Annotated in this window: 24 protein-coding genes; 10 read left to right on the top strand and 14 right to left on the bottom strand. The window is 65.7% G+C overall.

All coding sequences use genetic code 11. The features are described from left to right. Positions 1 to 131: 131 nt before the first annotated feature. Entirely contained in the window at positions 132 to 1,571 is a 1,440-nt protein-coding gene (locus AKJ09_RS01910) for a sensor histidine kinase (protein WP_146645461.1), read from the top strand. Then, positions 1,493 to 1,819 (top strand): response regulator, encoded by a 327-nt coding sequence (locus AKJ09_RS01905; protein WP_169927174.1) that lies wholly within the window; start codon positions 1,493 to 1,495, stop codon positions 1,817 to 1,819. Before AKJ09_RS01910 ends, AKJ09_RS01905 begins: the two co-directional genes overlap by 79 nt. A gap of 21 nt (positions 1,820 to 1,840) precedes the next feature. On the opposite strand, the gene AKJ09_RS01900 is transcribed toward AKJ09_RS01905, so the two are convergent. Beyond that, positions 1,841 to 2,230 (bottom strand): hypothetical protein, encoded by a 390-nt coding sequence (locus AKJ09_RS01900; protein WP_146645459.1) that lies wholly within the window; start codon positions 2,228 to 2,230, stop codon positions 1,841 to 1,843. A gap of 134 nt (positions 2,231 to 2,364) precedes the next feature. Between AKJ09_RS01900 and smpB the strand changes: the two genes are divergently transcribed. Further along, entirely contained in the window at positions 2,365 to 2,841 is a 477-nt protein-coding gene (gene smpB / locus AKJ09_RS01895; RefSeq protein ID WP_146645458.1) for an SsrA-binding protein SmpB, read from the top strand. 4 nt (positions 2,842 to 2,845) lie between these two features. Here the strand turns inward: smpB and AKJ09_RS01890 are convergent, their stop codons facing one another. The 7 genes from AKJ09_RS01890 to AKJ09_RS01860 form a co-directional block, all read right to left on the bottom strand. Then, complete coding sequence (locus AKJ09_RS01890; RefSeq protein WP_146645457.1) at positions 2,846 to 3,454, bottom strand: hypothetical protein; 609 nt, start codon at positions 3,452 to 3,454, stop codon at positions 2,846 to 2,848. 93 nt (positions 3,455 to 3,547) lie between these two features. Further along, positions 3,548 to 5,128 (bottom strand): serine/threonine-protein kinase, encoded by a 1,581-nt coding sequence (locus AKJ09_RS01885; RefSeq protein ID WP_146645456.1) that lies wholly within the window; start codon positions 5,126 to 5,128, stop codon positions 3,548 to 3,550. Between the two features lie 116 nt (positions 5,129 to 5,244). Beyond that, complete coding sequence (locus tag AKJ09_RS01880) at positions 5,245 to 6,228, bottom strand: L,D-transpeptidase family protein (protein ID WP_146645455.1); 984 nt, start codon at positions 6,226 to 6,228, stop codon at positions 5,245 to 5,247. Positions 6,229 to 6,387: 159 nt separating this feature from the next. Continuing rightward, positions 6,388 to 6,942, bottom strand: a complete 555-nt coding sequence (locus tag AKJ09_RS01875; protein WP_146645454.1) for a glutathione peroxidase — start codon at positions 6,940 to 6,942, stop codon at positions 6,388 to 6,390. A gap of 96 nt (positions 6,943 to 7,038) precedes the next feature. Next, positions 7,039 to 7,746, bottom strand: coding sequence for a lysozyme family protein (locus AKJ09_RS01870; RefSeq protein ID WP_205633568.1), 708 nt, complete (start codon positions 7,744 to 7,746; stop codon positions 7,039 to 7,041). 263 nt (positions 7,747 to 8,009) lie between these two features. Continuing rightward, on the bottom strand, positions 8,010 to 8,711 hold the full coding sequence (locus tag AKJ09_RS01865) for an FHA domain-containing protein (RefSeq protein WP_146645453.1): 702 nt from the start codon (positions 8,709 to 8,711) through the stop codon (positions 8,010 to 8,012). Positions 8,712 to 8,874: 163 nt separating this feature from the next. Continuing rightward, complete coding sequence (locus AKJ09_RS01860; RefSeq protein WP_169927173.1) at positions 8,875 to 10,005, bottom strand: tetratricopeptide repeat protein; 1,131 nt, start codon at positions 10,003 to 10,005, stop codon at positions 8,875 to 8,877. Between the two features lie 201 nt (positions 10,006 to 10,206). Here AKJ09_RS01860 and AKJ09_RS01855 point away from each other — a divergent pair, with 201 nt between their 5' ends. Continuing rightward, positions 10,207 to 10,755: a winged helix-turn-helix domain-containing protein gene (locus AKJ09_RS01855; RefSeq protein ID WP_146645451.1), complete on the top strand. Its 549-nt coding sequence runs from the start codon at positions 10,207 to 10,209 to the stop codon at positions 10,753 to 10,755. Between the two features lie 3 nt (positions 10,756 to 10,758). Here the strand turns inward: AKJ09_RS01855 and AKJ09_RS01850 are convergent, their stop codons facing one another. Together AKJ09_RS01850 and AKJ09_RS01845 are read right to left on the bottom strand one after the other, a co-directional pair. Further along, positions 10,759 to 11,472, bottom strand: coding sequence for a hypothetical protein (locus tag AKJ09_RS01850; protein ID WP_146645450.1), 714 nt, complete (start codon positions 11,470 to 11,472; stop codon positions 10,759 to 10,761). A 639-nt stretch (positions 11,473 to 12,111) separates the two neighbouring features. Next, positions 12,112 to 13,059, bottom strand: a complete 948-nt coding sequence (locus AKJ09_RS01845) for a LysR family transcriptional regulator (RefSeq protein WP_169927172.1) — start codon at positions 13,057 to 13,059, stop codon at positions 12,112 to 12,114. Positions 13,060 to 13,150: 91 nt separating this feature from the next. Here AKJ09_RS01845 and AKJ09_RS01840 point away from each other — a divergent pair, with 91 nt between their 5' ends. From AKJ09_RS01840 to AKJ09_RS01820, 5 genes are all read left to right on the top strand, one after another. Further along, positions 13,151 to 13,753, top strand: coding sequence for a glutathione binding-like protein (locus tag AKJ09_RS01840; protein WP_146645448.1), 603 nt, complete (start codon positions 13,151 to 13,153; stop codon positions 13,751 to 13,753). Between the two features lie 44 nt (positions 13,754 to 13,797). After that, on the top strand, positions 13,798 to 14,787 hold the full coding sequence (locus AKJ09_RS01835; RefSeq protein ID WP_146645447.1) for a Gfo/Idh/MocA family protein: 990 nt from the start codon (positions 13,798 to 13,800) through the stop codon (positions 14,785 to 14,787). A 45-nt stretch (positions 14,788 to 14,832) separates the two neighbouring features. Beyond that, positions 14,833 to 15,198: a hypothetical protein gene (locus AKJ09_RS01830; RefSeq protein WP_146645446.1), complete on the top strand. Its 366-nt coding sequence runs from the start codon at positions 14,833 to 14,835 to the stop codon at positions 15,196 to 15,198. A 49-nt stretch (positions 15,199 to 15,247) separates the two neighbouring features. Then, positions 15,248 to 15,682: a DUF1810 domain-containing protein gene (locus AKJ09_RS01825; RefSeq protein WP_205634024.1), complete on the top strand. Its 435-nt coding sequence runs from the start codon at positions 15,248 to 15,250 to the stop codon at positions 15,680 to 15,682. 67 nt (positions 15,683 to 15,749) lie between these two features. Then, complete coding sequence (locus AKJ09_RS01820) at positions 15,750 to 16,649, top strand: endonuclease/exonuclease/phosphatase family protein (protein WP_275936600.1); 900 nt, start codon at positions 15,750 to 15,752, stop codon at positions 16,647 to 16,649. 29 nt (positions 16,650 to 16,678) lie between these two features. On the opposite strand, the gene AKJ09_RS01815 is transcribed toward AKJ09_RS01820, so the two are convergent. The 4 genes from AKJ09_RS01815 to AKJ09_RS01800 form a co-directional block, all read right to left on the bottom strand. After that, positions 16,679 to 17,326, bottom strand: coding sequence for a nitroreductase family protein (locus AKJ09_RS01815; protein WP_146645444.1), 648 nt, complete (start codon positions 17,324 to 17,326; stop codon positions 16,679 to 16,681). A gap of 96 nt (positions 17,327 to 17,422) precedes the next feature. Then, positions 17,423 to 18,223 carry a hypothetical protein gene (locus AKJ09_RS01810; RefSeq protein ID WP_146645443.1) on the bottom strand — a complete coding sequence of 267 codons (801 nt, stop codon included), beginning with the start codon at positions 18,221 to 18,223 and terminating at the stop codon, positions 17,423 to 17,425. Positions 18,224 to 18,298: 75 nt separating this feature from the next. After that, positions 18,299 to 19,399 (bottom strand): tetratricopeptide repeat protein, encoded by a 1,101-nt coding sequence (locus tag AKJ09_RS01805; protein WP_146645442.1) that lies wholly within the window; start codon positions 19,397 to 19,399, stop codon positions 18,299 to 18,301. Continuing rightward, on the bottom strand, positions 19,386 to 22,220 hold the full coding sequence (locus tag AKJ09_RS01800; RefSeq protein WP_146645441.1) for a bifunctional glycoside hydrolase/polysaccharide deacetylase family protein: 2,835 nt from the start codon (positions 22,218 to 22,220) through the stop codon (positions 19,386 to 19,388). Before AKJ09_RS01800 ends, AKJ09_RS01805 begins: the two co-directional genes overlap by 14 nt. Before the next feature lie 77 nt (positions 22,221 to 22,297). Here AKJ09_RS01800 and AKJ09_RS01795 point away from each other — a divergent pair, with 77 nt between their 5' ends. Beyond that, complete coding sequence (locus AKJ09_RS01795; RefSeq protein WP_205633567.1) at positions 22,298 to 23,383, top strand: glycoside hydrolase family 191 protein; 1,086 nt, start codon at positions 22,298 to 22,300, stop codon at positions 23,381 to 23,383. Positions 23,384 to 23,405 lie beyond the last annotated feature (22 nt).

The following is a 23,405-nucleotide window of genomic DNA, read 5'->3' as shown; positions in this document are numbered from 1 at the left end:
GGCGCGGCCGACGGACGATCGCGACCTTGTGCCGCGAAGCCCGGCTTGTCGCGCCCCTTCTGCCGTCTTAGACGTACGTCGTACACGCTCGACGACCCGAGGCGCGTAGTTCGAACTCCGAGGGGTGGGCCTTGCTCTTGTACGACGACGACAAAAAGGAGCCTCGCGCGACGTATGCGCGAGCGCTGGAGCACATGACGGAAGTGCTCCTGACCGAAACGGACACAACGCGCGTCCTCGAAGGGCTAGCGCGCATCGCAGGCGAAACGCTCAACGCCGACCGTGCGCTGATCTACGACATCCGGACCGACGACCAACTCGCGGTGGCGCTCTGCGAATGGCTGAACCCGCGGGAGGCGGTCTCGCCGACGATCGCGACCTATCCGCTCTCGATCTTCGCCGACGCCGAGGCCGAGGTCTATCGCACGCGTCGGCCGCTCGAAAGTCACGCGGAACGTCCGCACGTCGCGCTCTCCAAGGACGGGTCGGGCGTTCTCTTGCACGAGAACATGTCGATCCAGAGCTTGCTCTGGTACCCGTTCGACTTCCGCCGGACGGGATACTACCTCCTCGTGTTCAACCAGGTGACCCACGCGCGTCCCTGGCTGCCGCGCGAGATCGAGTTCCTGCGCATCGCCACGCGCCATGCCGAGCTGGCTTTGATGCAGATCGCGATGAAGGTGGCGCAAGTCGACTCCGAAAGGGCAATTCTCGAAGCGCAGAAGGCCGAGAGCATCGCCCTCCTCGCAGGCGGCGTCGCGCACGACTTCAACAATCTGCTCGGCATCGTGATCGGGGCCGTCGCGAGGGCTCGATCCACACTCGGCGCCGAGGCTCCACTCGACGCGAACCTTCGCGACGCCGAACGCGCCGCGCGCGAGGCCTCCGACCTCGCGAAGCATCTCCTCGCCTACGCCGGCAAAGCCCAGTTCGTCGCGCAGAACGTGGACCTCGTCGCGCTCGCCTCCGAAATGCAGGATCTCTTGCGAGCCGCCGCGGGCAGCGCGCAGGTCACGTTCTCGAGCAGCGGACCGTGTTTCGTCCACGGCGACGCGGGGCAGCTTCGGCAGATCCTCATGAACTTTGTCGTCAACGCGAAGGAGGCCGTCGCCGACTCGGGCGTCGGTCGGATCTCGGTGAGCGTCAGGCGGGAGGGGCCGAAGGTCCTGCTCGAGGTTCGCGACAACGGACGCGGCATGTCCCAGGACGTCCAGAAGAAGATCTTCGAGCCGTTCTACTCCACGAAGACGCTCGGACGCGGTCTCGGCCTCGCCGCGGTGAGTGGCATCGTGCGTTCGCACGGAGCGGACCTGCAGGTTCAGAGCGAGCCCAACGAGGGCACCACGTTCACCGTCGCGTTTCCTGCGGTGGGCGTCCCGGTTCCCCCGAGAGCGTTCCCCTGGCACCGAAGAGCGCGCGCGAGCTCTCGTATCCCAGTCCTCGGGAGAACGCGACGATCGTGCTCGTCGACGACAGCGACAACGTGCGAAGGATGTGCGCGTGCCTGCTCGACGATCTCGGGTACCAGGTGCTCGATGCTCCGAACGGAAACGTCGCCGTCGACACGCTGAAGTCGCGCATGGACGACGTGGACGTGGTGCTCCTCGATTGGAGCATGCCCGCGCCGAGCGGTGCCGACACCTTCCGGCGTCTGCGTGAGGTTCGTGCAGACGTTCCCATCGTCGTCATGAGCGGCTACGCCGAAGGCGTGGCGGACGAGGCGCTCTCCGGCGGCAACGCGGCGTTCATCGAGAAGCCGTTCACCCGCGAAGAGCTCGATGCGGTGCTCCGCAAGGTGCTCACGCAGAGCGACGCCTGAGGAGTCTTCGCTCGAGCTCGTTCAGCGGTGCGTCGCCGCCGGAGGAACGGCTTCGGGAACGTTGACGGTGACGCCGTCGTCGACGCTGGTGATCGAGCTCGCCTCGAGAACCAAGCCCTGCGGTCCGGGGTGCTGCACGCCGATGACGCGAACGGTCCGGCCACCACGGAGCAGGGGCGTGAGCGTTGCGCCGGCCGCCGGAGGGAAGTGGACGCGGGTTCGATCTTCGAGAACGACCCCGGTGAGGTCCCCATTGAGCGTCACGGCGTGCTCGACGACGCGTCCTGTCACTTCGCGAACGACAGGCTCGCCTTGCGCGGCGGCTGGATCTTGAGGCGGAGGTGCCGGCTGGTTGCAGTTGGCCCCGGCACACGTAGAGAACAGGAGCGTGAGGAATCTCAGGAGAAGCATCCCAAAACGTCCTCCTCGGTCACTTCCTAAGCATCGATGCGGCCGCTCGCCAGGCGCGAGCTCACGCCGTGATGTCGTCTTGGCCAACCGTTGCCTTTCCGAGCGCGGTCCTTCTGCGGTAAACAGGAAGAGTCATGAACCGGCGCCTGGAAGCGCAGAAGTACATCGCGCAGAACCGAGCGGCGAAGTTCCACTACGACGTCACCGCTCGGTACGAAGCGGGCATCGTGCTGCGCGGGAGCGAGGTCAAGGCGCTCCGCGAGGGCCGCGTCGACATCTCCGAAGCCTACGCCTCGGTCGAGCGAGGTGAGGTTTGGGTGCGGCAGATGTCCATCGCGTCGTATCCTGCGGCGCGAGCGTTCCCCCATGCCGAGCGCGGCACGCGCAAGCTCCTGCTCCGCGCGCGTGAGATTCGAGAAATCGAACGGGCCGTGCTCCGCGAGCGGTACACGCTGATTCCTCTCGACCTCTACTTCAAAGACGGTTGGGTCAAGGTCACGCTCGGCGTAGCTCGCGGCAAGAAGGCCTACGACAAGCGCCGCGCCGTCATCGAACGAGAAGCCGAGCGCGAAACGGCGGCCATCAATCGCGCGTACCGCGAGCCGCGCTGACCTGCTATTGGCAGAAGTTGCCGACGCACGTGTTCGACGTGCAGTTGGCGTTCGTGGTGCAGCTCGAGCCCTTGTCGTTGCCTTGGCAGAAGTTGGCGAAGCAATTGTTCGAGTCGCAGTACGCGTTCGACTTGCAGCTCGAACCAATCCCTCGGCCTTCGCAGAAGTTGGCGAAGCAATTGCCCGTGGCGCAGTTCGCGTCGCTCTTGCAACTCGAGCCGACGACGTTGTCTTCGCAGACGTTGGCGAAGCAGTTCGCCGAACAGCAATCAGCGTCGAGCGAGCACGACTGACCTTTCTTCTTCTTCTTCGTGCACGCCGCGGCGTCGGGCGCCGACGAATCGGTGGTGCTGGCGTCGGTGTCGCCGCCGTCCTCCGCGCTGGCGTCCGTGTTGGTGCTGCCCCCGCCGTCGTTCGACGGGGTGTCGCCGCCAGGATCGTCACCCGTTGTCGGCTTGTTCGGTGCGCCGCCTTCGGAGACGGCGCTGCCTTGCGTTTGCGGATCGTCGGAGGTGTCGCCAGGCCCGATCGTGAGCTCCGAGGCTCCCGTGATGACCGAGCATCCACAAACGACCACGAGCGCGAGTGCGCTGCTGCGGGCCGCAAGGCTCATGACTCAAATGATGCCTGTTGTCCCAGTCGTACGCTAGGGCCCCGAAGGTCCCGCATTCCTCGCAGGATTGCGAAGGCTTAGCAGGGGCTTCGGTCAGGGCGTGTCGGGATGGGCGGACGGCGCGGCGTTGGGCCGAGCAGGTGGCGCGCCCCTTCTCGCGGCGGTTGCCGTGGGCGCGCTCTTCACGAGGGCGAGCTCGATCGTTCGATCGCGATCGAAGACGATCTTCGTCGTTCGCGTGTCGAATCCCTCGGCTTCGGCGCGCACGTCGTGGACGTACGTGCCGCGCGCGACCTTCGTTCGGTAGTGCGTGCTGCCTGTCTTCACGCCATCGACGAAGAGCGCCGCGCTTGGCGGCGTCACCGAGATCTCGATCGTGACTTCTTCCGGTTCGACCCACGCCGACTGGGCGGGTTCGACCGGTACCGTATTCGCCGGACGCGCAGTGACGACCGGCTTGGCAGACTCGTCGTCGCCCTTCTTGGCAGTCATGGCGACGATGGCGACGACACAGAAGGCGACGAGCACTCCGGCGACGAGGACCAGCGTGAAGCGCCGATCGTTCGAGGGGGCCTCTTTGACGACCTCCACCACTTGCACCGGACCAGACGCATTGGCCGACGTCGGAATGCGGGCGTTGCTCGAGAGCGCCGGCAGTTGGTGACTCGACGACGGGGACATCAATCGGGGCAGCGAGCGGGAAGACTCGCCCGCGGCCACGGCGTCGACGATCTTCTCGCGCAACGCCGCGCGGTCTTCTTCGAACAGCGACGCGACGAAGCTTCCTACCTCGTTCGGCGTGGCGGTGAGCCCGAGCTTTCGCGTCGTTTGCTCGAGTGCCTCGCGCATCTGCCCGGCATTCTCGAAGCGGTCGTCGCGCACCTTCTCGAGTGCCCACGAGCAGATTCCGTCGAGCGGGTCGGGAATGTCGGGGACGACGGTGCGCAGCTTCGGCAGCGGCGCCTCGTCGGTGAGACGCGCGATGACGTCGGCTTCCGACATGCCTTCCCACATGCGCTTGCCGGCGAGCAGCTCCCAGAGCACGAGCCCGAGGGCGAAGACATCCGCGCGGGCATCGACGTTGACGCCGACCTTCGCCTGCTCCGGAGCCATGTACCAGATGTTGCCCTTCGTCGCGGCGGCGCGCCCTTGAACCGTGGACGCCTTGGAGCTCGACGCGCTGAAGTCGACGAGCTTTGCGGAGCCGTCGTAACCGACGAGGATGTTCTCGGGCGAGACGTCGCGATGGACGAGCTGCAGGGCCTTGTCGGCCTCCTTCAGCTCGTGGGCATGCGCGAGGCCCGCGGCGATGGCCATGACGATGTACAGAGCGATAGGACGCGGAAGACCGCCGGCCTGTCGCGCGGCGCGCGAGCGAATGCGCGCGAGCGTCTGCCCATCGAGGTACTCGATGACGAGGAAGGGCCCATCGCTGTCTTGTCCTGCCGTGAGGCCGGCCGCGATGTTGGCGTGTTTGAGGAGAAGCGAGAGACGCGCTTCGTCCGCGAACTGCGCGAGGACGTCCGGCTCTGCATCGGCCCCGAGCTTCAAGCGCTTGACGACGGCGAGCTTCAGCTCTTCGGACCCGTCGACGCTCGCGAGCGAGACCTCCGAGTTCGCTCCGCCCCCGAGATGAGCAACCACACGGTACTGTCCGCCAACGACCCTGGCCACGCGAGCCTCCAACCCCAGGGTAAAGGTCCGCGCGTGCGGTAGCCAAACAAAGAGTCGCGCTCAGCGAGTCTTGTCCGAATTCGATCAAGCCCGGCCGCAGCGCGGCGGCGACCGGTTCAGGGAATGACGACGATCGTGTCCCCGGCGCCCATGACGTTCCAGAGAACGTCGATGGCGTCGTTGTCGAGGGCGACGCACCCGTGGGTCCAGTCCTCGTCGCTGCCTTCGCCGTGGATTTCGACCTCGCCGCCGAGGCCGGTGTTCTGGAGGGGCTCCGTGCAGGAGTCCTGCGCCGACGCGATCTGATCGTGCTCGGCCTGGTCCACGAGTCCCGAGGCCAGCCCGCGATCGGCGTCTTCTTTCGTGGGGTAACTGAGAAGGAAGGCGCGGTGGTAGGTCGAATTCGGTAGGACGCGTGGAATGTAGAAAACGCCCTCGGGAGTCTTGCCGTCGCCCTGTTCGATCTTCGTTCCCACCGGGGCGAAGCCCAGGCCATTCCGGTAGTTTTTGACGAGCTGGCCCGACTTGCAGAAGGCGAGGTTACGCTTGCTCTTACGCACCACGACGTAGTTGTCCGGGGTCTTGTCGCAGCGCGAGAGCTTCTCACCGGCGGTGCCCCAAGCGGATGCGCAATCGGCCGCTCCGTCCGACGGATCCCAGCGCGGATCGAGCAGGGAAAGCGTCGCGGCGAGCGACGCATCGGCGTCGAGCTCGACCTTGCACCCGGCGGCTCCGGAGCAGGCGCCCGTCCAGCCGTCATGCTTCCAGCCTTCGGCCGGCGTGACGGCGATGGTCACCTCGGTTCCGGTCGGGAAGCTCGCCGTGCACTTCCCCGGGCAGTCGATGCCAGCCGGCGTGGAGCGGAGCGTTCCGACGCCGTCGAGGGTCACCGTGAGCGCGGCCGTCTTCTCGGCAGGCTTGCTCGTCGAGGGGTGATGGGGCGCCGTCGAATCATCCGACCCGGTCGCGGGCGCGGGCGCGGGCGCCAGGGTCGGATCGCTGTCGCTCGTCGCGCCGCCGGCGTCACTGCTGCACGCTGCGAGGACGCTCGCGAGAAAAACGATGGATCCAAGGAGGCTTTGCCGGACGCGGAACGACATGGGCCGCGCAGCATAAAGCTGAGCTGCCACAAAGGTGAAGTCTAACGTTCGGTCGGTTGGTGCCTTGTGAAAGTCCCCGATTTCGCTTGGTTGCTTGGCCAGACCGAATGCCGGCTCGCCGCCGTCGCCTGACGGTGAGCCGACCTCCGGCGTCAGCGCTCAGTGCTGCGCGAGTGCCTTTTCGATCGCCGATACGACGAGCTCCGCGTCGGGCGCGACGTCAGGCGCGAAGCGGTCGATCACGTTGCCCTCGCGATCGACCAAGAACTTTTCGAAGTTCCAGAGGATCTCGTCGGCCGCCCCGGGCTTGATGCCGTAGCCGATCAGCTTCGCGCGGAAGTCGCTTCCGGGGAGCGAACGGGCCTCGGGCTTCTCGGCCGTGAGCTTGCCATAGAGAGGATGCTGACCATCACCCTTCACGACGATCTTCGAGAACATCGGAAACGAGACGTCGTACTTGGTGCTGCAGAAGGACTGGATTTCGGCATCCGTTCCAGGCTCCTGCGCGCCGAATTCGTTCGCCGGGAAGCCGAGGATCTCGAGCCCCTGATCCTTGTACTTGCGGTAGAGCGCTTCGAGCGCCGTGTATTGCGGGGTGAGCCCGCACTGCGAGGCCACGTTGACCACGAGGCGCACCTTGCCGGCGTACTCGCCCAGCGAGGAAGGCCGACCGTCGATCGTTTTCACGGAAATCGTTTCGAGCGAAGTCGTCATGCCTCGGGCTTACTCGCCCGGTTCGTGGCCCGCAAGACGGCCCCCCGCTCGAGCTCGGGCGGAGGGGCGAGTCTTCGCTCCCGCGTGAATGACGACTCAGAGCGGATGCGAGCCGACGCACGCGCCGAAGTTGCCGGTCGTCGCGTTGCCGCCGCGGTACCAACCGCCATCCATGCACTGGTACCAAACGCCGTCGGCCTTCGACTGCACGCACGTGCGCGCATCGACCATGTCCTTCAGCGTGCCCGACCAGCATCCGCCCTCGACGTCGTCGCTGGAAGAAGAGTTCGTTGCCGTCGACTCGTCGTCCGCCGTGGTCGAGACCGGCGCGCTCGAAGGCGCCGGATAGCGATCACACTCGCTCCTGTGCTTCTTGTAACCGTTCCAGGCGTTGTTCCCCTGGAGCTTGAAGATCGCGTACGCGCACTTTGCGTTCGTCGCCGCGTTCCAGAGAGCGTCGGACGCTCCTCGCGCGGGGCAGCCCGGCGTTCCGCCGAGGTGGATGCTGTTGATCTGGAAGAGCCCTCGGTCGACGCTGCGGTTCGTGTTCTTGTTCTGGGCCCGCTCGTAGAAGCTCGATTCGTACTTCGCGGTGCAGACCATGCGACCGATCTGGTTCTCGGGGAAGCCCGCCGAGCGGAGGTGCGCGGCGGTCTCCGACGGGGAGAGTCGGCGACCGGCGAGGAGATGATCTTCGGACTCGCCGACGGCTTCTTCGTCGTCGGTCTCCGCGGCGCAACCCACAGTGACGACGGACAGCAGGCTCGCGAAGGCGATCAGACCGTAGATTTTCGCAGCAGGCACCGGGCACCTATGGGGCTGGAGTTGAGAGGACGACCCCCGCGCGAATCACTCCAGCAACTGTCGGACCACGGCGCACACACCTGCTTCTTCGGGCCTCTCGAACGTTTCGCGCCCCGCGCGATTGCGGAAAGCTCCATTCCTGAGGGACACGTGATCCAGCGGTATCCCTCTTCGGATGGTGATGCCGACGGATTCCGCGTAAGCGAACGCGCCGTTCGCGCTGGTTTTTCAGCGTCGCATGACGCACTGCAGAATCGCGCGCGTCAGTTCGACGCTGCCGCGCGCGCACGATTGCGCAGGAGGCGCAGGTAGCGATCGGTCACCCCCGATGCACTCACGCGGGCACGCTCGTTCACATGCGTCTTGTCGAGGTAGCGGATGTAGCGGTGTTCGAACTCGGTGAGGATCTTCTCGCGGGTGACGCTCATCGATGCGTTCTCGGCGATCGCGTGGTCGATGAAGTCCGGGCGCGACGTCGTGAGCGAGGGCGCGTGAGGGATACCGTCGGCTCGTGCGATTTGGATCGTGGTGGAGCCGACTCGAACGGTTTCGGTGCCATCGAGCAGTGCCTCGACCACGCGCACGCCGTTCACCGACGTGCCTGCCGTCGATCCCAGGTCGCGGACGCGGAGCTGGCCGTTCGCCACCTCGAATTGGACGTGTCTCTGGCTCGCGGCGGAATCGGCAAGGCGTAGCTCGCAGCTCGCGCCGGTCCCCGCCACGACCGGGGAAGAGCCTTCCCCGACGATGACGAACGAGTCCTCGTGGCCGTCGACCTCCAGGCGAAGCCGAAACGCGGATGCGAGCACGTCTTTGCGGCCACTCACGAAGGTCTGTTCGTCGAGCGAAGGGTCGGCCGCGCGCGTGACGGTGCTTTCGGGCGGCCCGTCGCGATCGGCACGCTCATCGGCGGTCGAATCGTGCGCGGTCGAATCGAAGGCTTCCATTCGCGTCGAGGCGTTCATGCGTCGCGTCCTTTGATGTGGCAACGACCCGGTCGTCCCGATGCCGGGCCCGGATCACCATCTTCCAACGACAAAGACGCCACGAGATGTTCGTGGTCGCAGAAATTTGGCATCTCCCGCCGAATCCTCCAGGACCCGGCCGTTTGGCACGGGAGGCTGAGGGTCAACGAGACTTCTTGAGCTTCGAGACTCTCGCGGCGAGGTCCTTCGCCCGCGCGTCCTTGGGCGCCAGCTCGAGGAGGTATTGGGATTCCTCGGCGGCGCGTTCCATCTGGTTCGCGGCGAGACAGACCTCGGCCAAGGTCACTCGGTAGTCCACGTTCTTCGATGCCATCGCGACGGCCTGCTCGGCGAGGGTCATGGCGCGCTGGAGATCGCCGTTTCCCATGCGGAGGGCGTGGGCGGCGCGCTCGGCGACGGCCGCATCCGGTTTGGCATCATGAGCGCTCGCGTAGAGGGTTGCGGCGTCGGTCCAACGCCGTTCTTTTTCGGCCGCCCGCGCGCGAAGGACACTTCGCTCGTAACGGAGTGTCTTCGACTTCGTGTCGAGCTCTTCGAGCTTGCGCCGCAGGATCGGATCTTCGCGGTCTGCCAAGGCCAGGCGGTAGTTGTTTGCCGCGCTGACGACGTCGTTGCTCCGCAACGCTGCTTCCGCCGCGCTCACGAAGAGATCGACGCGAGCCTGGATTCGAATCTCCTTGGCGGCATTGATGCGCTGCAGCCGATCGACGGACTTGCGACGTTCCGAGGCGGGCGCAGGCGACGCCCCACTCGTGCTCGGCGCAGGCTTCGAGCCGCGCGATGGTGATTCGTTCGAGGCCCGTGCGTCCGCGCGCAGCGTCTTGCTCGTCCTCCGAGGGATGGGCGTGCGAACCCTCGGAACATTCGCCGCGCTCGCTGCGCGTTGCGAGCGGACCGACTTGCGACTGCTCCGACGCTTTTCCGGCCGCGGCACGGCCTCCTCCACACGAGGATCCGAGCGCCTCGGCTCGATTTCCTCGGCGCGCGGGTCGGGCCGACGGGCACTCACCACTTCGTGGGCCACGAGAAGGACGTTCCGCCTACGCGGCTCGTTGCGAGGCGCGAGCCGTGGCTCACCTAGGGCGACGGCGCCCAGCTCGCTCAGCCGCTGCGCGAGACGGATCGCCTCGTTCACGTCGGTTCCAGCGATCTCGGCAATTTCCTCGAGCGTCAGACATCCGTCGACCTGCGAAAGGAAGAACGCCTCGACGGCCTGTAGAGGCAGCCGCTTCGGGTCGCACTGCGTTGCCTGCAAGACCGTCCGCCGATCCATTCGTCCCATCCCCAAGAGACGAAACGTACCACGTACTTACGCGCAGGAGACAAGGCCTACGACCGCCAAGTCTGTTCATGGCGGCGCACGCCAGCCCCAGGCCCCAGCCGCACCCCCACCCCTATCCCACCCCCCTAATTTGCGGGAAAGACGGTCTGGCGAGGGCCGTTTAGCGTGAGGGATCGAGGAGCGATCGACGCCATGATTTACACCTTCGGCCCCTTCGAACTGGATTCGGCGCGCTACGAGCTACGCCGCTCGGGATCGCTCGTCCACGTTCAGCCGCGCGTCTTCGACCTCTTGCACTTTCTCGTCGCTCGCGGCGGCGCCCTCATCAGCAGGTCCGATTTGCTCGAGCACGTATGGGGCGGAACAACCGTGACCAAGGACGCCATCGCGCAAGCCGTGAGCGCTGTCCGGACTGCGCTCGACGATGCGCGCGAACAGCCCGAGTACCTCGAGACGATCCGCGGGCGCGGCTATCGTTTCTGCGCTGCGGTGACCGTCGTCGACGAAGCTCCGCGTTCACACTCCGTCCGCGCTCCGATTGGCGAGCTGGCTCCGCGGCCGTCACCTGCGCGCTCGGCTCTCGACGTGGGCGCACGCACGAACTCACCCGAGCGAAGGACGGCTGCCATCGTGGCGCATCTTCGCGCCGCCATCGCGCTGCTCGGCACGCTCGAGCAGCCGGCCGCCGAATCGGCGACCGTGCTGCAAGCGCTGCTCGAAGCGCGCGACGACGTCGCCTGAGGATCACCGCGGGACGCAGTGATTCAGGTACTCGTTCGACTTCGTCGTGTTGTTGTTCTTGTTGCTCTCGGAGACCGCACCGTTCGCGTTCGCGGTGGCCTGGAGATAGTCCGCCGTCGCGATCGAGGCGGTGACGGTGACCGAGCCGCCTTTCGGAATCGCCGGAACGGGAACGTCGATGCCGTTCACCAGGCTCGAGACGCACTTGTACGACTCGACCTTCGCAACCGACGCGCCCGCGTTCGTCCACGGGTTGGCGTTCTCGACCACGATCGTCGCCGTTCCGCCGTTGTGCGTGATGCTCTTCACCACGAAGTCGGGCGTGCCCGGGCTGAAGTACGCGGTGCACGAGTAGCCGTTCGTCTGGCCGGGCTCGATGACGTCGACCGAGGCGTTGTTCGCCAGGTCCGCGTTGAGCGTGAGCGAGCCCGTGCCCTTGTCGTTCGACGTCCAGCGGACGATCGTGCCCTTCGGGACCGTGTAGCCCGTCGTGTTCTTGATGCTGTGTTTGCGGTGCACGACGTCCGAGGCGGTTGTGCCGCTGCACGCGAGTGAGACCTGCGCCAACGTGACCACGGGGGGCTGGGCGGTGGTGATCGTCGGCGCCGGGGAGAGTTTCCCCACCGGCGGCTCGGCTCCTGCCGTCCCCACGATCAACACGATCCCCACGCCCGCCATCGCGCCCGCCAACAAGATACCGATCGTCTTCTTCGTCATCGCCATACCTCTCCGTACGCACGCCGTGCGCGCGCCATTCTTGAGCGGTTTGACGAGAGCGCGCCCGCAGGAAATCACCCGGAATCACCTGCTCACCAATTGATCAGGGAGCGCTCAAACGAGGCTCAGCGCTCGATCCAATGGCGCCGCAATCACTCGGGCATCCGTGCATGTGATCAGCGGCTGTCACCCAAAGAGACGAACGACGACTCAAAAGAATGGAGTCGATCGTCGTCGCGGGCACCGACTCGCACGCGAAGCGAACTCCGAGTGGGCGCGTGGATGGGCTCGCTGCTCGGGGAAAGCGCGAGCATGCGCTCCGCTCGATTCGAATTGGGGCGACTGCTACGAAACAGAGGTGGACGGGCCTTCGTTTCGAACGGGTATCGATCTCGACGATCTGCTCGGTCTGATCAGCGACAGGGACAGCGACTCGAACAAGCGACGTCTTCGCTGTCCGAAATGCCGGTGGGAGCCTCGCAAGTCGGACCGCTGGCAGTGCGTCTGCAATCACCACTGGCACGCGCTCGATGCTCACGGGCTGTGCCCCCAATGCCAGAGTCAGTGGCGCCACGCTCAGTGCCTGCGCTGCGCCGAGTGGTCGTCGATCGAAGCCTGGCTGCGCGGTCAAGACCGTCGTTAGCGAGCGCGCCCGCCCGTGCCGTGACGGCTGGTCGTGCCTTGGAGCTCCGACGCAACGAGGAAGTCGATGACCGTTCGTATGCGGAGTGGAATCGTTCGTCCGCCGACGTGGACGAGCGAGGCCGGTTTGGGCTCCGGCTCGTCATCGCCCAAGAGGCGGACCAGGCGTCCAGCGTCGATGTCGTGCGTCACCACGAACAAAGGAAGATGCGCGATGCCGAGCCCCTCCACGGCCATCGACGCCAGGTGATGCATGTCGTCCGAGCGGAGCTGCGCGTTCGGTGACACCTCACGGTTCGCATCGCCGCGGCCGAAGACCCAAGGAGCCGAGCGGCCATCGGTGCGCGTGTACGCAAGACAACGGTGGCTCGACAGATCGTCCGGCGTACGCGGCGTGCCCGCGCGCTGCAAGTACGACTTCGCGGCGACCGTGACGAACTGGCCATAACCGAGCGGCCTCGACACGAGGCTCGAGTCGCGGAGGTCGCCGACGATGATCGCCAGATCGAGGCCTCGGTCGACCACGTCCGAGGCGTTCATCGTCGACACGAGATCGACCCGCAACCGAGGATGTTGCACCAGCAACCCGGCGAGCACGCGCGGCAGGAAATAGGTGCCGAAGAGCGGCGGCAGGCCGATTCGTACGATGCCCGTGACCACGCTCGTTCCCGCCGAGGCCTCCTCGGCGGCCTCGGCAAGGATCCCGAACGCGCGCACGCAGCGCTCGTGGAATGCCGCGCCTTCGTCGGTGAGGTGCAAGGCGCGAGTGGTCCGTGCGAGGAGGCGCACGTGCAGCGCCGCTTCGAGACGCGTGATGGCCTTGCTCACGGCCGACGGCGTCATGCGGAGAAGCGATGCCGCCGTCGTGAAGCTGCCCGCCGCCGCCACGGCGGAGAAGACCCGCGCGTCCCCTTCGGCAAACGGCAATTCGTGAACGCGGTTCATCGATGTGTTGCCCGAGGGCGTCTTTTTCGAACGTCTGGGCGTCGGCATCATCGGTCTCGTCACGACGGTTTTAGGTTCGAAAGGAGATGCGATGAAGCTCTACTACAGCCCGGGTGCCTCTTCTCTGTCTTGTCACGTCGCGCTCCGCGAGGCGCGAATCGCCGCGGATCTCGTTCGCGTCGATCTCGAGACCAAGACTCTCCGCGAATCGGGCCAGAGTTACCTCGTGAAGAATCCCCTGGGGAAGGTTCCCGCGATCGAGCTCGACGACGGTTCGGTGCTGACCGAAGGCGCCGCGGTGCTCTTGTTCATCGCCGACAGTGCGCCTGCGTCGAATCTCGCACCTCGTGAAGGAACCATGCTCCGCCATCGCCTTCTCGAGGCCCTGAGCTTCGTCGCCACGGAGCTCCACAAAGGATACGCGCCCATGTTCGACCCGCACGTGCCTCCTTCGTACAAGGCCCGTCTCATGAGCGATCCGAAGCCTCTCCTCCGAATGGCTTCGCTCGTCGACGCCGGTCCGTGGATCCTCGGCGACGTCTTCTCGGTCGCAGACGCCTACCTCTTCTCGATTCTGCGACTCGGTCGTCAGGCAGGCCTCGACTTTTCGGCGTGGCCGAAGGTCGACGACTACATGGCTCGCGTCGCCGCACGTCCAGCAGTGCGCGAGGCGCTCGCGTTCGAAGGACTCTGACGGAAATCCTTCGCCGTCCCGCGGAGCGGTGACAGGATGCTCGTGTGAGCTCGAAACCGATTCGTTGGGGCATCATCGGTCCGGGGCGTATCGCCGAGTTGCTCGTGCCCGATTTCGTGCACGTGCCGAACGCGAAGGTCGTCGCGGTTGCTTCACGAACGAAGCAGCGTGCCGAAGACTTTGCCACGCGTCATGCCATCGCGAAGAGCTACGGCTCGTACGAGGCCATCATCGCCGACCCCGACGTCGACGTTCTCTACGTGGCGACGCCGAATCGCCAGCATCGCAAGATCGCCATCGAAGCGGTGCGCGGTGGCAAGGCGCTCCTCGTCGAGAAGTCGTTCGCCACGACCGTTGCTGGTGCACGGGAGATGATCGACGCGGCGCGTGCGAACGGGCGCTTCGTCATGGAAGCGATGTGGACGCGCTTCCAGCCGATCATCGTGAAGATGCGTGAGCTCATCGCAAGTGGGGCCATCGGAGAAGTTCGCGCTGTCCAGGCCGATCTGGGCGTGGACCGTCCGTACAACCCGAACGACCGCCTCTTCGATCCGCACCAGGGCGGCGGCGCCATGCTCGACCTCGGCGTGTACCTCGTTTCGTTCGCCCAGATGGTGCTCGGCACGCCGCGCGCAGTCGTGGCGCAGGGCTCGCTCTGGCCAACGGGCGTGGATGCCGAGTCCGGCCTCTTGCTCGACCATGGTGAAGGGCGTCGCTCGGTGCTCTTCATGACGCTTCGGAACGCCACGCCCGGTCAAGCGCGCGTCTTCGGCAGCAAGGGATTCATCGACGTCTTGCCGCGATTCCACCATCCCACGAAGATGGTCCTGCATCGCACCGGTGCTGCTCCCGAGCCCATCTCGTTGCCTCCGCTCGGTGGTGGCTACGCGCACGAGCTCATCGAAGTCACCGAGTGTCTGCTCGCAGGCCGGACGGAGAGCGCGATCATGCCGCTCGCGGACACGCTTGCCGTCCAGACCATCATGAACGACGCACTCGAGCAGCTCGGCGTGGTTCCCACCGAGGAGCCCTGAAGGTTCGGTCTCGAATGGCCGTTTGGGCCCATGGATGGGATTTTCATGAAGCCCAAGGAGTGCTCGAGGCCGGCGACCCTGCGCGTTCGGGATACCATCGTCTTCTCGTTTCGCTGCACGCACGTCGACCGCGCGGCGGGGGTTCGGATGGTCGAGCTCGTGGTGAGGGCCATGCACGAAGGAGCTCGCGTCGTGGTCTTCGACCTTGGATACGTCGCGACGATCGCACTCGAAGGCGCGCATCAGCTGTCCATCGCGAGTACGAAGCTCGGTGGTGAAGGACGACTGCGGCTCGTCGGTCTCGGTGAACGTGCGCGCCTCCAGCTCGGCACGCTCGCCGTCTACGGTGAGCTGAGGCTCCACAGTCACTGGGCCGATGCCGTCGACGTGAACCGTGAACGAGCCGCCTGAGGACGAGCGCGGCATCGCTCTCCCAGCGTCATCGATCTACGATCGGCTCGTGAGCCAGGAGAACGTGCCCTACGATCTCGAGCGCTTCGTGCTTGCGCAGAACGGCGCCAATACCTACGCGCATGCGTTGCAGGAGCTTCGTCGCGGTCGAAAGACGAGCCACTGGATGTGGTTCGTCTTCCCGCAGATCGCGGGACTCGGGCAGAGTTCGATGGCTCGAACGTATGCGATTGCGTCGCTCGAGGAGGCGAGGGCCTATCTGGCCCACCCCATCCTCGGCAAGCGCTTGCTCGAGTGCCTCGATGTCCTTCGAGCGCTGCCCGAGACGAACGCGCAGACGATCTTCGGGGGCATCGATGCGATCAAGCTCCGCTCATCGCTCACGCTCTTTCTCCGCGCCGCCCCCGACCAGGCGATCTTCCAGGAGCTCCTCGAGCGCTACTTCGGCGGAGTGCTGGATCCTGCAACGGACGAGCGCTTGTAGCTCGCGCTCGCCTCTCGTCCGAGGCTTCCACTCCTTCGTGCGGAGACCGTGGTACATTCATCCGTGATTGAGGCTACGGATCAGCACGTGGAATTGTTTTGGCATGGGGCAGGGGTTCGACGCCCTGATGCATCTCCGCGCGCCCGCGGCGAAGCGCTTCGCGGACGATTACGTGATCACCGAGTGCGCATCGCCCGACGTGCTCTGCATCCAGGAGCTGCTCTCACGTGACGCGCAGCGATTCTTCGACCGCCTGAGCCTCGACCATCACGTCGACCGCCGTCGCGACGACAATCGCGTTCACTTCGGAACGATGACCGTGCGAGGCAGCGGCCTCGGAATCAGCACGCGCGCGCCGCTCGTGAAGACAGCGATGCATTCGTTCCCGGGACCGAGCGTCGGTTGGGACCGCCTCGCACGCAAAGGCGCGCTCCACGCGCAGTTCGCGTTCGGTGGAACGCACGTCGACGTCATCACCGCCCATCTCCAGGCGGGCTACGATCCGCTCGCGGTCCGCGTACGCGCCGCGCAGCTCGAGAGCCTGCGCAACTTCATCGACTCGGTGGCCAGCCTGGATCGTCCGCTCGTCGTCTGCGGCGACTTCAACGTCGACGGCCTCTCCCACGCGCGGCACTCCGGGGAGTACGAAAGTCTGCAGAAGGCGCTCGACGGCTTCGAAGATCTCGGCGCGGCCGACGACCTTCCAACCCTCGACCCTCACCCCAACGGCAATGCTCTCGCGCACGCCTTCGAACCGGAGGCGTCCCCGCAGCGCGTCGACTACATCTTCTGGCGGCCTGCGAAGGGGCTCGGCGCGGCCGACCTCCGCCACACGGCGATCGGCCGGGTCTTCGACCAGCCCCTCGAGCAAACGCTGCTTCCGAGCGGAAACCGCGGTTGGGCTTCCGACCACTATGGGCTAGTCGCAACGTTCGAAGTCGCGACTTCGCCCGCGGGGCGTTCCTAGAGCACCGAAACTGTTCGGTGCTCTCGCTCTCAGCCTGAGAACGGACGTAGTCCGTCGTCGCCGAGCACGGTCGCGACCGTTGCCAGATCGATGGCGGCTCGCGGCTCGACCATCGCCGTGGTCGCGACGCGCCCCACGTTGACCCAACCGAGGATGCGCTCGTTCGGCGTCATGGCGAAGAGGGCGCGGAGCTCGGCGCCGCCGAGTGCGTTGGCCGACTTCCAGATAGCGCCGAGACCGAGCGCATGAGCCGCGAGGGTGATGGCGTAGCCCGTGCACGACGCCGATGCGATCTGCTCCCACTCCGGAATCTTCATTCCTTCGCGGGGCGATGCGAGGAGGACGATCTGCATGGGCGCGGCGAAGGCCTTCTTCTTCACCTTGTCGAGCAGACCCGGCGCGAGGTCGGGGCGCTCTTCCTTCGCCGCGGCGGCGAGGGCGTCACCGAAGCGAGCGCGTGCATCACCTTCCACGACGACAAAACGATACGGACGAAGCTGCCCGTGATCGGGCACGGTCGTTCCCGCGCGGAGGATGAGCGCCAGCTCCTCGGGGGTAGGCCCGACGTCGCTGAGCGCCGCGACGCTTCGGCGTTCGAGGACCGTGCGCAGCGGGGCCGTGGGCTCGCCTTGGTTCGTCTGCCCGTCCCCGTTGGACGTCGTGGAATCTCGATCCATGTGCGTCGTGTCTCCTCGCCTTCCTTTTTATACCGGATGGCGCGCAAACCACCGCCGATTCGCGAAATATACGGATCAGCTCCCTGCATGTATGCGTCAGCGGTGGCGCGTGCCGCCGTCGGGCAGCGTGGCCGGCACCACGCGAATGCGCGTCGTGAGCTTTCGCTCCTCTTTCGAGAGACCGTAGAGCGGTAGGTCGACGTTGACCGAGTACTCGCCCGCGGGGAGATTCTGCGCCGACGTCTTCGGAACGTAGCGGTGCCCAGCGTCGTCCTTGACGATCGGCGCGGGGGCGGGGATCCGATACGCGAACCACTGCATGTCGTGCGTGAGCTTGCCGCCCGGTCGAAGGTGGACGGCGAGCACGGAAGACGTCGCGTTCTTGTCGATCGTGTTCGCGACCAGGGGGACGGCGTCCACGTCGCGATCGAACGAATCGGTGGTGCTCGAAGGGAAGAGCAATCGCGGGGTCGATTCGCCCGTGGCGATGGCTTCGGGGATCCCGGACACACGCGTCCAGTCGGGGCGTGGCGACCACGATCGGGGCTTCGCTTCGAGCAGCACGGTCGTCTCCACCGGCGCCGTGTTCGTGATGGTGACGGTGATGCGTGTCGCGCTTCCGGCGATCACCTCGGGCTCGACCGTCATCGTCAGGGAGAGGTTCTTGAGCACTGCCCGCATCGTGTCTTCGGGCGGCCGCGGAACGACGCACGTCGGGTCGCCGTCGAGCGCGTCCATGCTGCCCGTCCGCGCGCAGCCTTCACGTGCAGGCGGCGTTGGGGGCGCGGCATCCGGAACGACCGTGATTTTCGTGGGCTTCGGCGGATCCTCGCACGCCGACGTCGCCCCGATCACCGGCCCGATCACGAGGAGAAGCAAAGCAGTACGGGGCAACATCGAACGCGGCACGAGGGCCGCGCAGTATATCTCCAAACGTCGCGCCGACGTTCGCCTTGGCGCGATCGGCTGAGCTCAGGGAAGAGCGAGCTCGTTCGTGGGCGCGTAGCCATTGCCCATCAGCCACAGCCAGTGCTCGAGCGCCACCTTCGGTTGCCCGGCCCACTCGGCCACGCGTGCCGTCGTCGCGCGGAGGTTCCTGTCCTGCGGACGGGCCTTCACGAGAGGCAACAGAAGATTGAGCGCCGCGGCCGGATCACCCGCCGCGAGCTCACGTCGAATCTGGGATCGGGTTTGCGCGTCGTCCGGTTGGAGCTTCAGGAGTCGACGCCCGAGCAGTCGCGCATCGTTCACGTGTCCGCACGACGTCATCATCGCGGTCACTCGCGCGACGTATGCCGGATCGGTCGACTCGTTCGCCGCCGATTGCACGACCTTCGCGCCGCCACACGGCTCGTTCATGGCTTCGAGCGTTTCGGCGCTCGCGAGCAGATACGAAGCTCGATTCGTCGGATCTTGCGTGGTGGTGGCCGCGTGCTGATAGCTCTCCGCCGCGCGAGCGAGGTCACCGGATGCGCGTAGCCATCGCCCCGCGTCGGCGAGTGCCTTCGCGCGTTCGCCGTCGTCGGGTTCGATGGCCGCGAGGCTCTGGTAGTAGCGCGCGGCGAGTGCCGGTGCTTCGAGCTCGAGGGTGAGCCTCGCGAGTTCGCGCGTGCGCTCGGGCGACCATGTCATCTCGCTCTCGGACTGCAGTTCCGTCAACACGTCGGCATACGCAGGGGCGGCCCGCGGATCGTCGTCTTCGAACGAACGGGCGCGTGCGAGCATGATGTCCAGCTTGAGCGTCTTGATCTCGGGGGCGAGGGCCGGCGCCATCGAGACCGTCGGCAGAGCATCGAGAGCCTCGTCCCAACGACCCAGTCGAAAGAGCTCGCGCGTGTAGGTGAGCCTCAGATGGGCGTCTTGGGGCTTGGCGCGCGTGACGACACTGAGGTAGCCGATCGAGTAGGCGTCGCCGCGCTGGCTTCGGGCGACTTCGGCGAACTCGCGCTCCGTCGGAAACACGGTCGCCAGCACGACCCCCATCATGAACGCGAAGCCGAGCATGACGGGGGCGCTCGCGAAGACCGGTCGCGGGCGTTCGTTCGCGCTCGAGCCAAGTTCACTGACACTCAAGTTCGGCCTCCCCCGTGTCGCTCATCGTCAAACGGAAGTTCGAGACGACGGCGCGGTCGCGAGACACCGTGCTGCTCGGGGCGATGCGCTTCCCGCCTAGCACGAGCACGCACGACGTCTGCGCCTCGACGGCCATCTCCACGGGCATGTTGGCGTCGATGCGAATGCTCGCGTGACGCGCGTCTCGAATGCGCCAGCGTCGTGCTCGTCCGTTGGCGTGCTGGAGACGTGGCGCCGTGGGCACCGAGCTCGAAAAGCCGAGAACCGCGACACCGCGCTCGAAGTCGTCGGTGAGGTGAACGTACCTGCCGGGGCTCGCGTCGCGCACGCCGGCCACGGCGCTCGACCGCCCCATGTCCGGCCAACCAAGCTGCGGATCGAGTCGAAGCGTGCGGAGCTCGCCCAAGTTGCCGACCTCCCAGGTCGCTCCGTCGAGCGTGCGCGCGAGCGATACCTGCTGGAAGGCGAGTACCTTGGCTGCGTACTGAGAGAGGTAGAGCGGCGTCGTCTCCTGCTTGATCGCCCAGTCGTAGACTTCTTTGACCGCCCGAAGCGACGCGGTCTTCGCGGCCGAATAGAAGTGATAGTAGATGGTGAGCGTGCTGAGGCGTCGCGGGTTCTCGTTGAGCTCGTACGTCTCGATGGCATGCCGGTAGCCATCGAAGGGCCCCAGCCAGTCGTTCGTGTAGACGTTCTCGTTCTCGACGGGGGCGAACACCTGGTACACGCCTGGTCTCTTCGGAATGCCCATCGGCGAGCCGCGTGTGAGTGACGGCGTGTCCTTCGTGCGCGTCGCGCCCCCGCCATTCACGTTGAGGAGCCCGAGCGACGTGGCAAGGCCCACCGCGTCGGCGCTCGGCGAGCAGTTGCCCGACCACAAGACGACCTTCACCTTCTTGCCGGGGGGCGCGTACGTGTTGATCTGGTCGACCGCCCCTTTGATTTCACGCATCAGATCGAATTTGTAATTGGGGATGGCGAGGTGAGGGAGCGGGTCACGGTGACCGGCCTCGGCATCTTCCCATTCGAAGGGATGGCTGAAGGTGTGCGAGGCCATCTCCACATGAGGAAGCGCGAAGATCTTCCGCGCGTAGTCCTCCAGCTGCGCCGTGTACTGCGGATACATCCCCGCGCTCGAGACCTCTCCTTCGACGATCGAGACCGTGTGCGGGATCCGGTACACGCGGAGGATCTCTTCGAGGACCACCTTGGCGGTGAACGGTGCGTCCGGTCGCTCGACGCGGCTCACGAACGCGTCGCCGTCGAGATGGGCGGTCATGATCCGGCGCCCACCCTCGGTCGTCACGTCGGGGGCGGGGATGGGCGGGAGCGCGAGAGCCTCTTTGATGAAGCTGAAAGGGTCGAGCAGGAATCGGCGCTCCTGCTCGAGTCGGTCCTCGAGCACGTAAGGAATGAACGCCACGCCTCCCCAAGGCCCGAGCGCTGCGCCGTCCCACACGCCGCCGTCGGCGTCTTCGAGGCGAAGGAGCGAGCGCACGTCGGCGCCGGTGACCCTGACCGGAGGACGATCGCGGAGATGCGGGCGAACCGGGCCTTCGAAGCCGAAGTGCTTCGACTGCGCCGTGATCTTCATGGGCGCCGTGGCCGTGGCCTTGGCGTTCGCGAGGCCAAGCTTGGCGAGGAACTCCCCATCGGGCTCGAAGCCGAATCCTTCGATGAATGCGATACGCAGGCCCGATGCGAGCTGTTCGGTGAGCCACTTGCGATAGGGGCCAGGAGCGTCGACGACGTTCGGGAGCAGCGTGACGATGCCGGCGTAACGTCCGGCGAGCTTTCCGGTCGGAAGCGGATCGCGCACGTCGGCATAGTCGACGGCATACCCGAACCACTCGAGGGTCGGCGCGATGAGCACGGCGGCGTCTTCCACGCCGAGATAGCCCTCGCCGGTACTCTTGTAGAGGAGCAGCACACGACGGGGGACGATCTCGACGCGCCCTACGCCGATCTCGTCGAGCGCAGGAGTCGACACCCAGGGATCGAATCCGGCCTCCAGTATGCGCTTGGCGATCGCCTTCCGTCCGGCGCGATCCGGAGGTGCGTAGTCGATGACGGTGACGGGGAGATTGTAGTTCGTTCGAACGAGCTTCAGTTTCTGTAGGAGCTCTTGCGTCGACGCGCTCGGCATCGCTCGGCAGTTGCTGCCATTCGAGTCGCACGTTGCGAACAGCGATTCGGCGACGAACCCATCGACGTGCGGTGCGTGAGGCAGAACGTCGAATCCTCGATTGAGGACGACCTTCGCGTCAGGGTGTCGCTCCTTCAACGTCGTGACGATGGCTCCGAGCTGTCGTGCGTGAGGCTGCTGCTCCGCGGGGGTCTTCGCGTAGTTCTTGTAGCTGTCGAGGGTGTCGAAGAAGAAGCCTCGGTAGCCCTTCGTCCAGAGCGGCTCGATGACGCGATCGAGGACGAACGTTTGCCAAGCCGCATTTTTGGTATCGATGACATCGCTGCCCCATTGTTCGTTCGTGCCGAGAAAAAGATTCTTTGGAATCGAGGCGTACCAGGAACGAGAACGATTCGCCTCTCCGAGTGAGACGTAGGCGAAGAGCTCGGCGCGCGGAGAATCCGGAATCTTCGCGAAGTGATCGGGCTCGACGACCACGCGGTCGTAGTGAGCGAGGAGCTCCCGCGGGAGGTCTTTGCCGTAGAAAAACGCGGTTGCTGCGGCGCCGTTTGCAGGCTTCTGCGGAGTCTGTGCGGAAGACATGGGCGCACTCGTGAGCGCCGCGCCGAGAAGGAGGCCGAACATCGCCCGTTTCGGCAGCGCGAGATTTTTCGCGTGCGGGGACCGCTCGAGCATGACCTTCGAATCTACACATCACTCGTGGTGAGTGAAGTCTCGCCGTGGGCTGGTGAATATGATTTAGTTTGATTCAAATGAGCATGTCGCGATCCGTGATCGCGTTCGTGGCCATTGCTGCGAGCGCATCGTTTTGTGTTCTGGTTCCCGGTTGCCAGACGCGCGGCTCGTCGTCGACGGCTTCGCCGCGCGTGAGTGCCTACGAGGAGTCGAGCGCCCCCGCGGACCCGAATTCGTCGTCTTCGACGTCGAGGGGCTCGATGCCCGGCGGGGTCGTGGGCGTACCGAAGTCGTCGGCGATGACGACCATCGGCCCTGGCTTCGAGCACGCCGGTCCTTGGGTCTCGTTCTACGGGACGGCGAGCCAGATGGGCGACCTCACGCGCGTCGCGCAGTCCTATCGGATCATCAACATCGACGCCGATCCTGGAGCCGGGAACTTCACGGACGCGCAGCTCGCCACGCTGCGCGGCGGTGGCAGGAACCACCTCATCAGCTACTTGAACATCGGCTCGTGCGAGCACTACCGAACGTACTGGTCGAAGGTGGCGCCCGAGTTCGTCTCGTGTGGTGCCAACGTCACCGCGCAGCGCGGGTCGTACGAGGGCTATCCGGACGAGACGTGGATGGACCTCGGAAATCCCGAGTACCAGCGGCTGATCGTCGAGTACGTCGCCCCACGGCTGGCATCGCGCGTCGACGGCTTCTACCTCGACAACCTGGAGATCCTCGAGCACTCTCCGACGTCGAAGAACGGGCCGTGCTCGGCGAGCTGCCGGCAAGGCGGGCTCGATCTGATTCGCAAGCTGCGCGAGAAGTTTCCGCGCCACCTCTTGGTCATGCAGAACGCGACGAGCGAGGTGACGCGTGAAGGAATGACCGGCGGAGTTCGCTTCGCCACGTTGCTCGACGGCATCGCCCACGAAGAAGTGTACGCCCCGAAGTACGACGACAGCGCGGAGGAGCAGCTCGTCGCGTGGAGCGTGCTTCGTCTCGCCAACGCGGCGGGCCGGCCGTTCTGGATCGGCGTCGAGGATTACGTGGGCAGCTGCGAGAGCAAGAGTGCCGCGCAGCGAGCGTTCGCACGTGCACGGGCTCGCGGGTTTTCGCCCTATGCCACGGATCAGAGTGGAGGACAGAAACTCGTGTGCTTCTGGGATTGAATCTTCGTTTCGAGCGATTCGA

The sequence above is a fragment of the Labilithrix luteola genome (genome assembly GCF_001263205.1).
In the GTDB taxonomy this organism is placed as follows: domain Bacteria; phylum Myxococcota_A; class Polyangia; order Polyangiales; family Polyangiaceae; genus Labilithrix; species Labilithrix luteola.
The sequence above is the reverse complement of the archived record's forward strand: the minus strand, read 5'-3'. Positions and strand labels throughout refer to the sequence as shown.

Bases quoted from the DNA above. Each gene is read 5' to 3' on its own strand.
- AKJ09_RS01905 (WP_169927174.1), top strand. From the start codon at position 1,493: ATGTGCGCGTGCCTGCTCGACGATCTCGGGTACCAGGTGCTCGATGCT.
- AKJ09_RS01900 (WP_146645459.1), bottom strand. From the start codon at position 2,230: ATGCTTCTCCTGAGATTCCTCACGCTCCTGTTCTCTACGTGTGCCGGG.
- smpB (WP_146645458.1), top strand. From the start codon at position 2,365: ATGAACCGGCGCCTGGAAGCGCAGAAGTACATCGCGCAGAACCGAGCG.
- AKJ09_RS01890 (WP_146645457.1), bottom strand. From the start codon at position 3,454: ATGAGCCTTGCGGCCCGCAGCAGCGCACTCGCGCTCGTGGTCGTTTGT.
- AKJ09_RS01880 (WP_146645455.1), bottom strand. From the start codon at position 6,228: ATGTCGTTCCGCGTCCGGCAAAGCCTCCTTGGATCCATCGTTTTTCTC.
- AKJ09_RS01875 (WP_146645454.1), bottom strand. From the start codon at position 6,942: ATGACGACTTCGCTCGAAACGATTTCCGTGAAAACGATCGACGGTCGG.
- AKJ09_RS01865 (WP_146645453.1), bottom strand. From the start codon at position 8,711: ATGAACGCCTCGACGCGAATGGAAGCCTTCGATTCGACCGCGCACGAT.
- AKJ09_RS01860 (WP_169927173.1), bottom strand. From the start codon at position 10,005: ATGGATCGGCGGACGGTCTTGCAGGCAACGCAGTGCGACCCGAAGCGG.
- AKJ09_RS01855 (WP_146645451.1), top strand. From the start codon at position 10,207: ATGATTTACACCTTCGGCCCCTTCGAACTGGATTCGGCGCGCTACGAG.
- AKJ09_RS01850 (WP_146645450.1), bottom strand. From the start codon at position 11,472: ATGACGAAGAAGACGATCGGTATCTTGTTGGCGGGCGCGATGGCGGGC.
- AKJ09_RS01845 (WP_169927172.1), bottom strand. From the start codon at position 13,059: ATGAACCGCGTTCACGAATTGCCGTTTGCCGAAGGGGACGCGCGGGTC.
- AKJ09_RS01840 (WP_146645448.1), top strand. From the start codon at position 13,151: ATGAAGCTCTACTACAGCCCGGGTGCCTCTTCTCTGTCTTGTCACGTC.
- AKJ09_RS01830 (WP_146645446.1), top strand. From the start codon at position 14,833: ATGAAGCCCAAGGAGTGCTCGAGGCCGGCGACCCTGCGCGTTCGGGAT.
- AKJ09_RS01815 (WP_146645444.1), bottom strand. From the start codon at position 17,326: ATGGATCGAGATTCCACGACGTCCAACGGGGACGGGCAGACGAACCAA.
- AKJ09_RS01810 (WP_146645443.1), bottom strand. From the start codon at position 18,223: ATGTTGCCCCGTACTGCTTTGCTTCTCCTCGTGATCGGGCCGGTGATC.
- AKJ09_RS01800 (WP_146645441.1), bottom strand. From the start codon at position 22,220: ATGCTCGAGCGGTCCCCGCACGCGAAAAATCTCGCGCTGCCGAAACGG.
- AKJ09_RS01795 (WP_205633567.1), top strand. From the start codon at position 22,298: ATGAGCATGTCGCGATCCGTGATCGCGTTCGTGGCCATTGCTGCGAGC.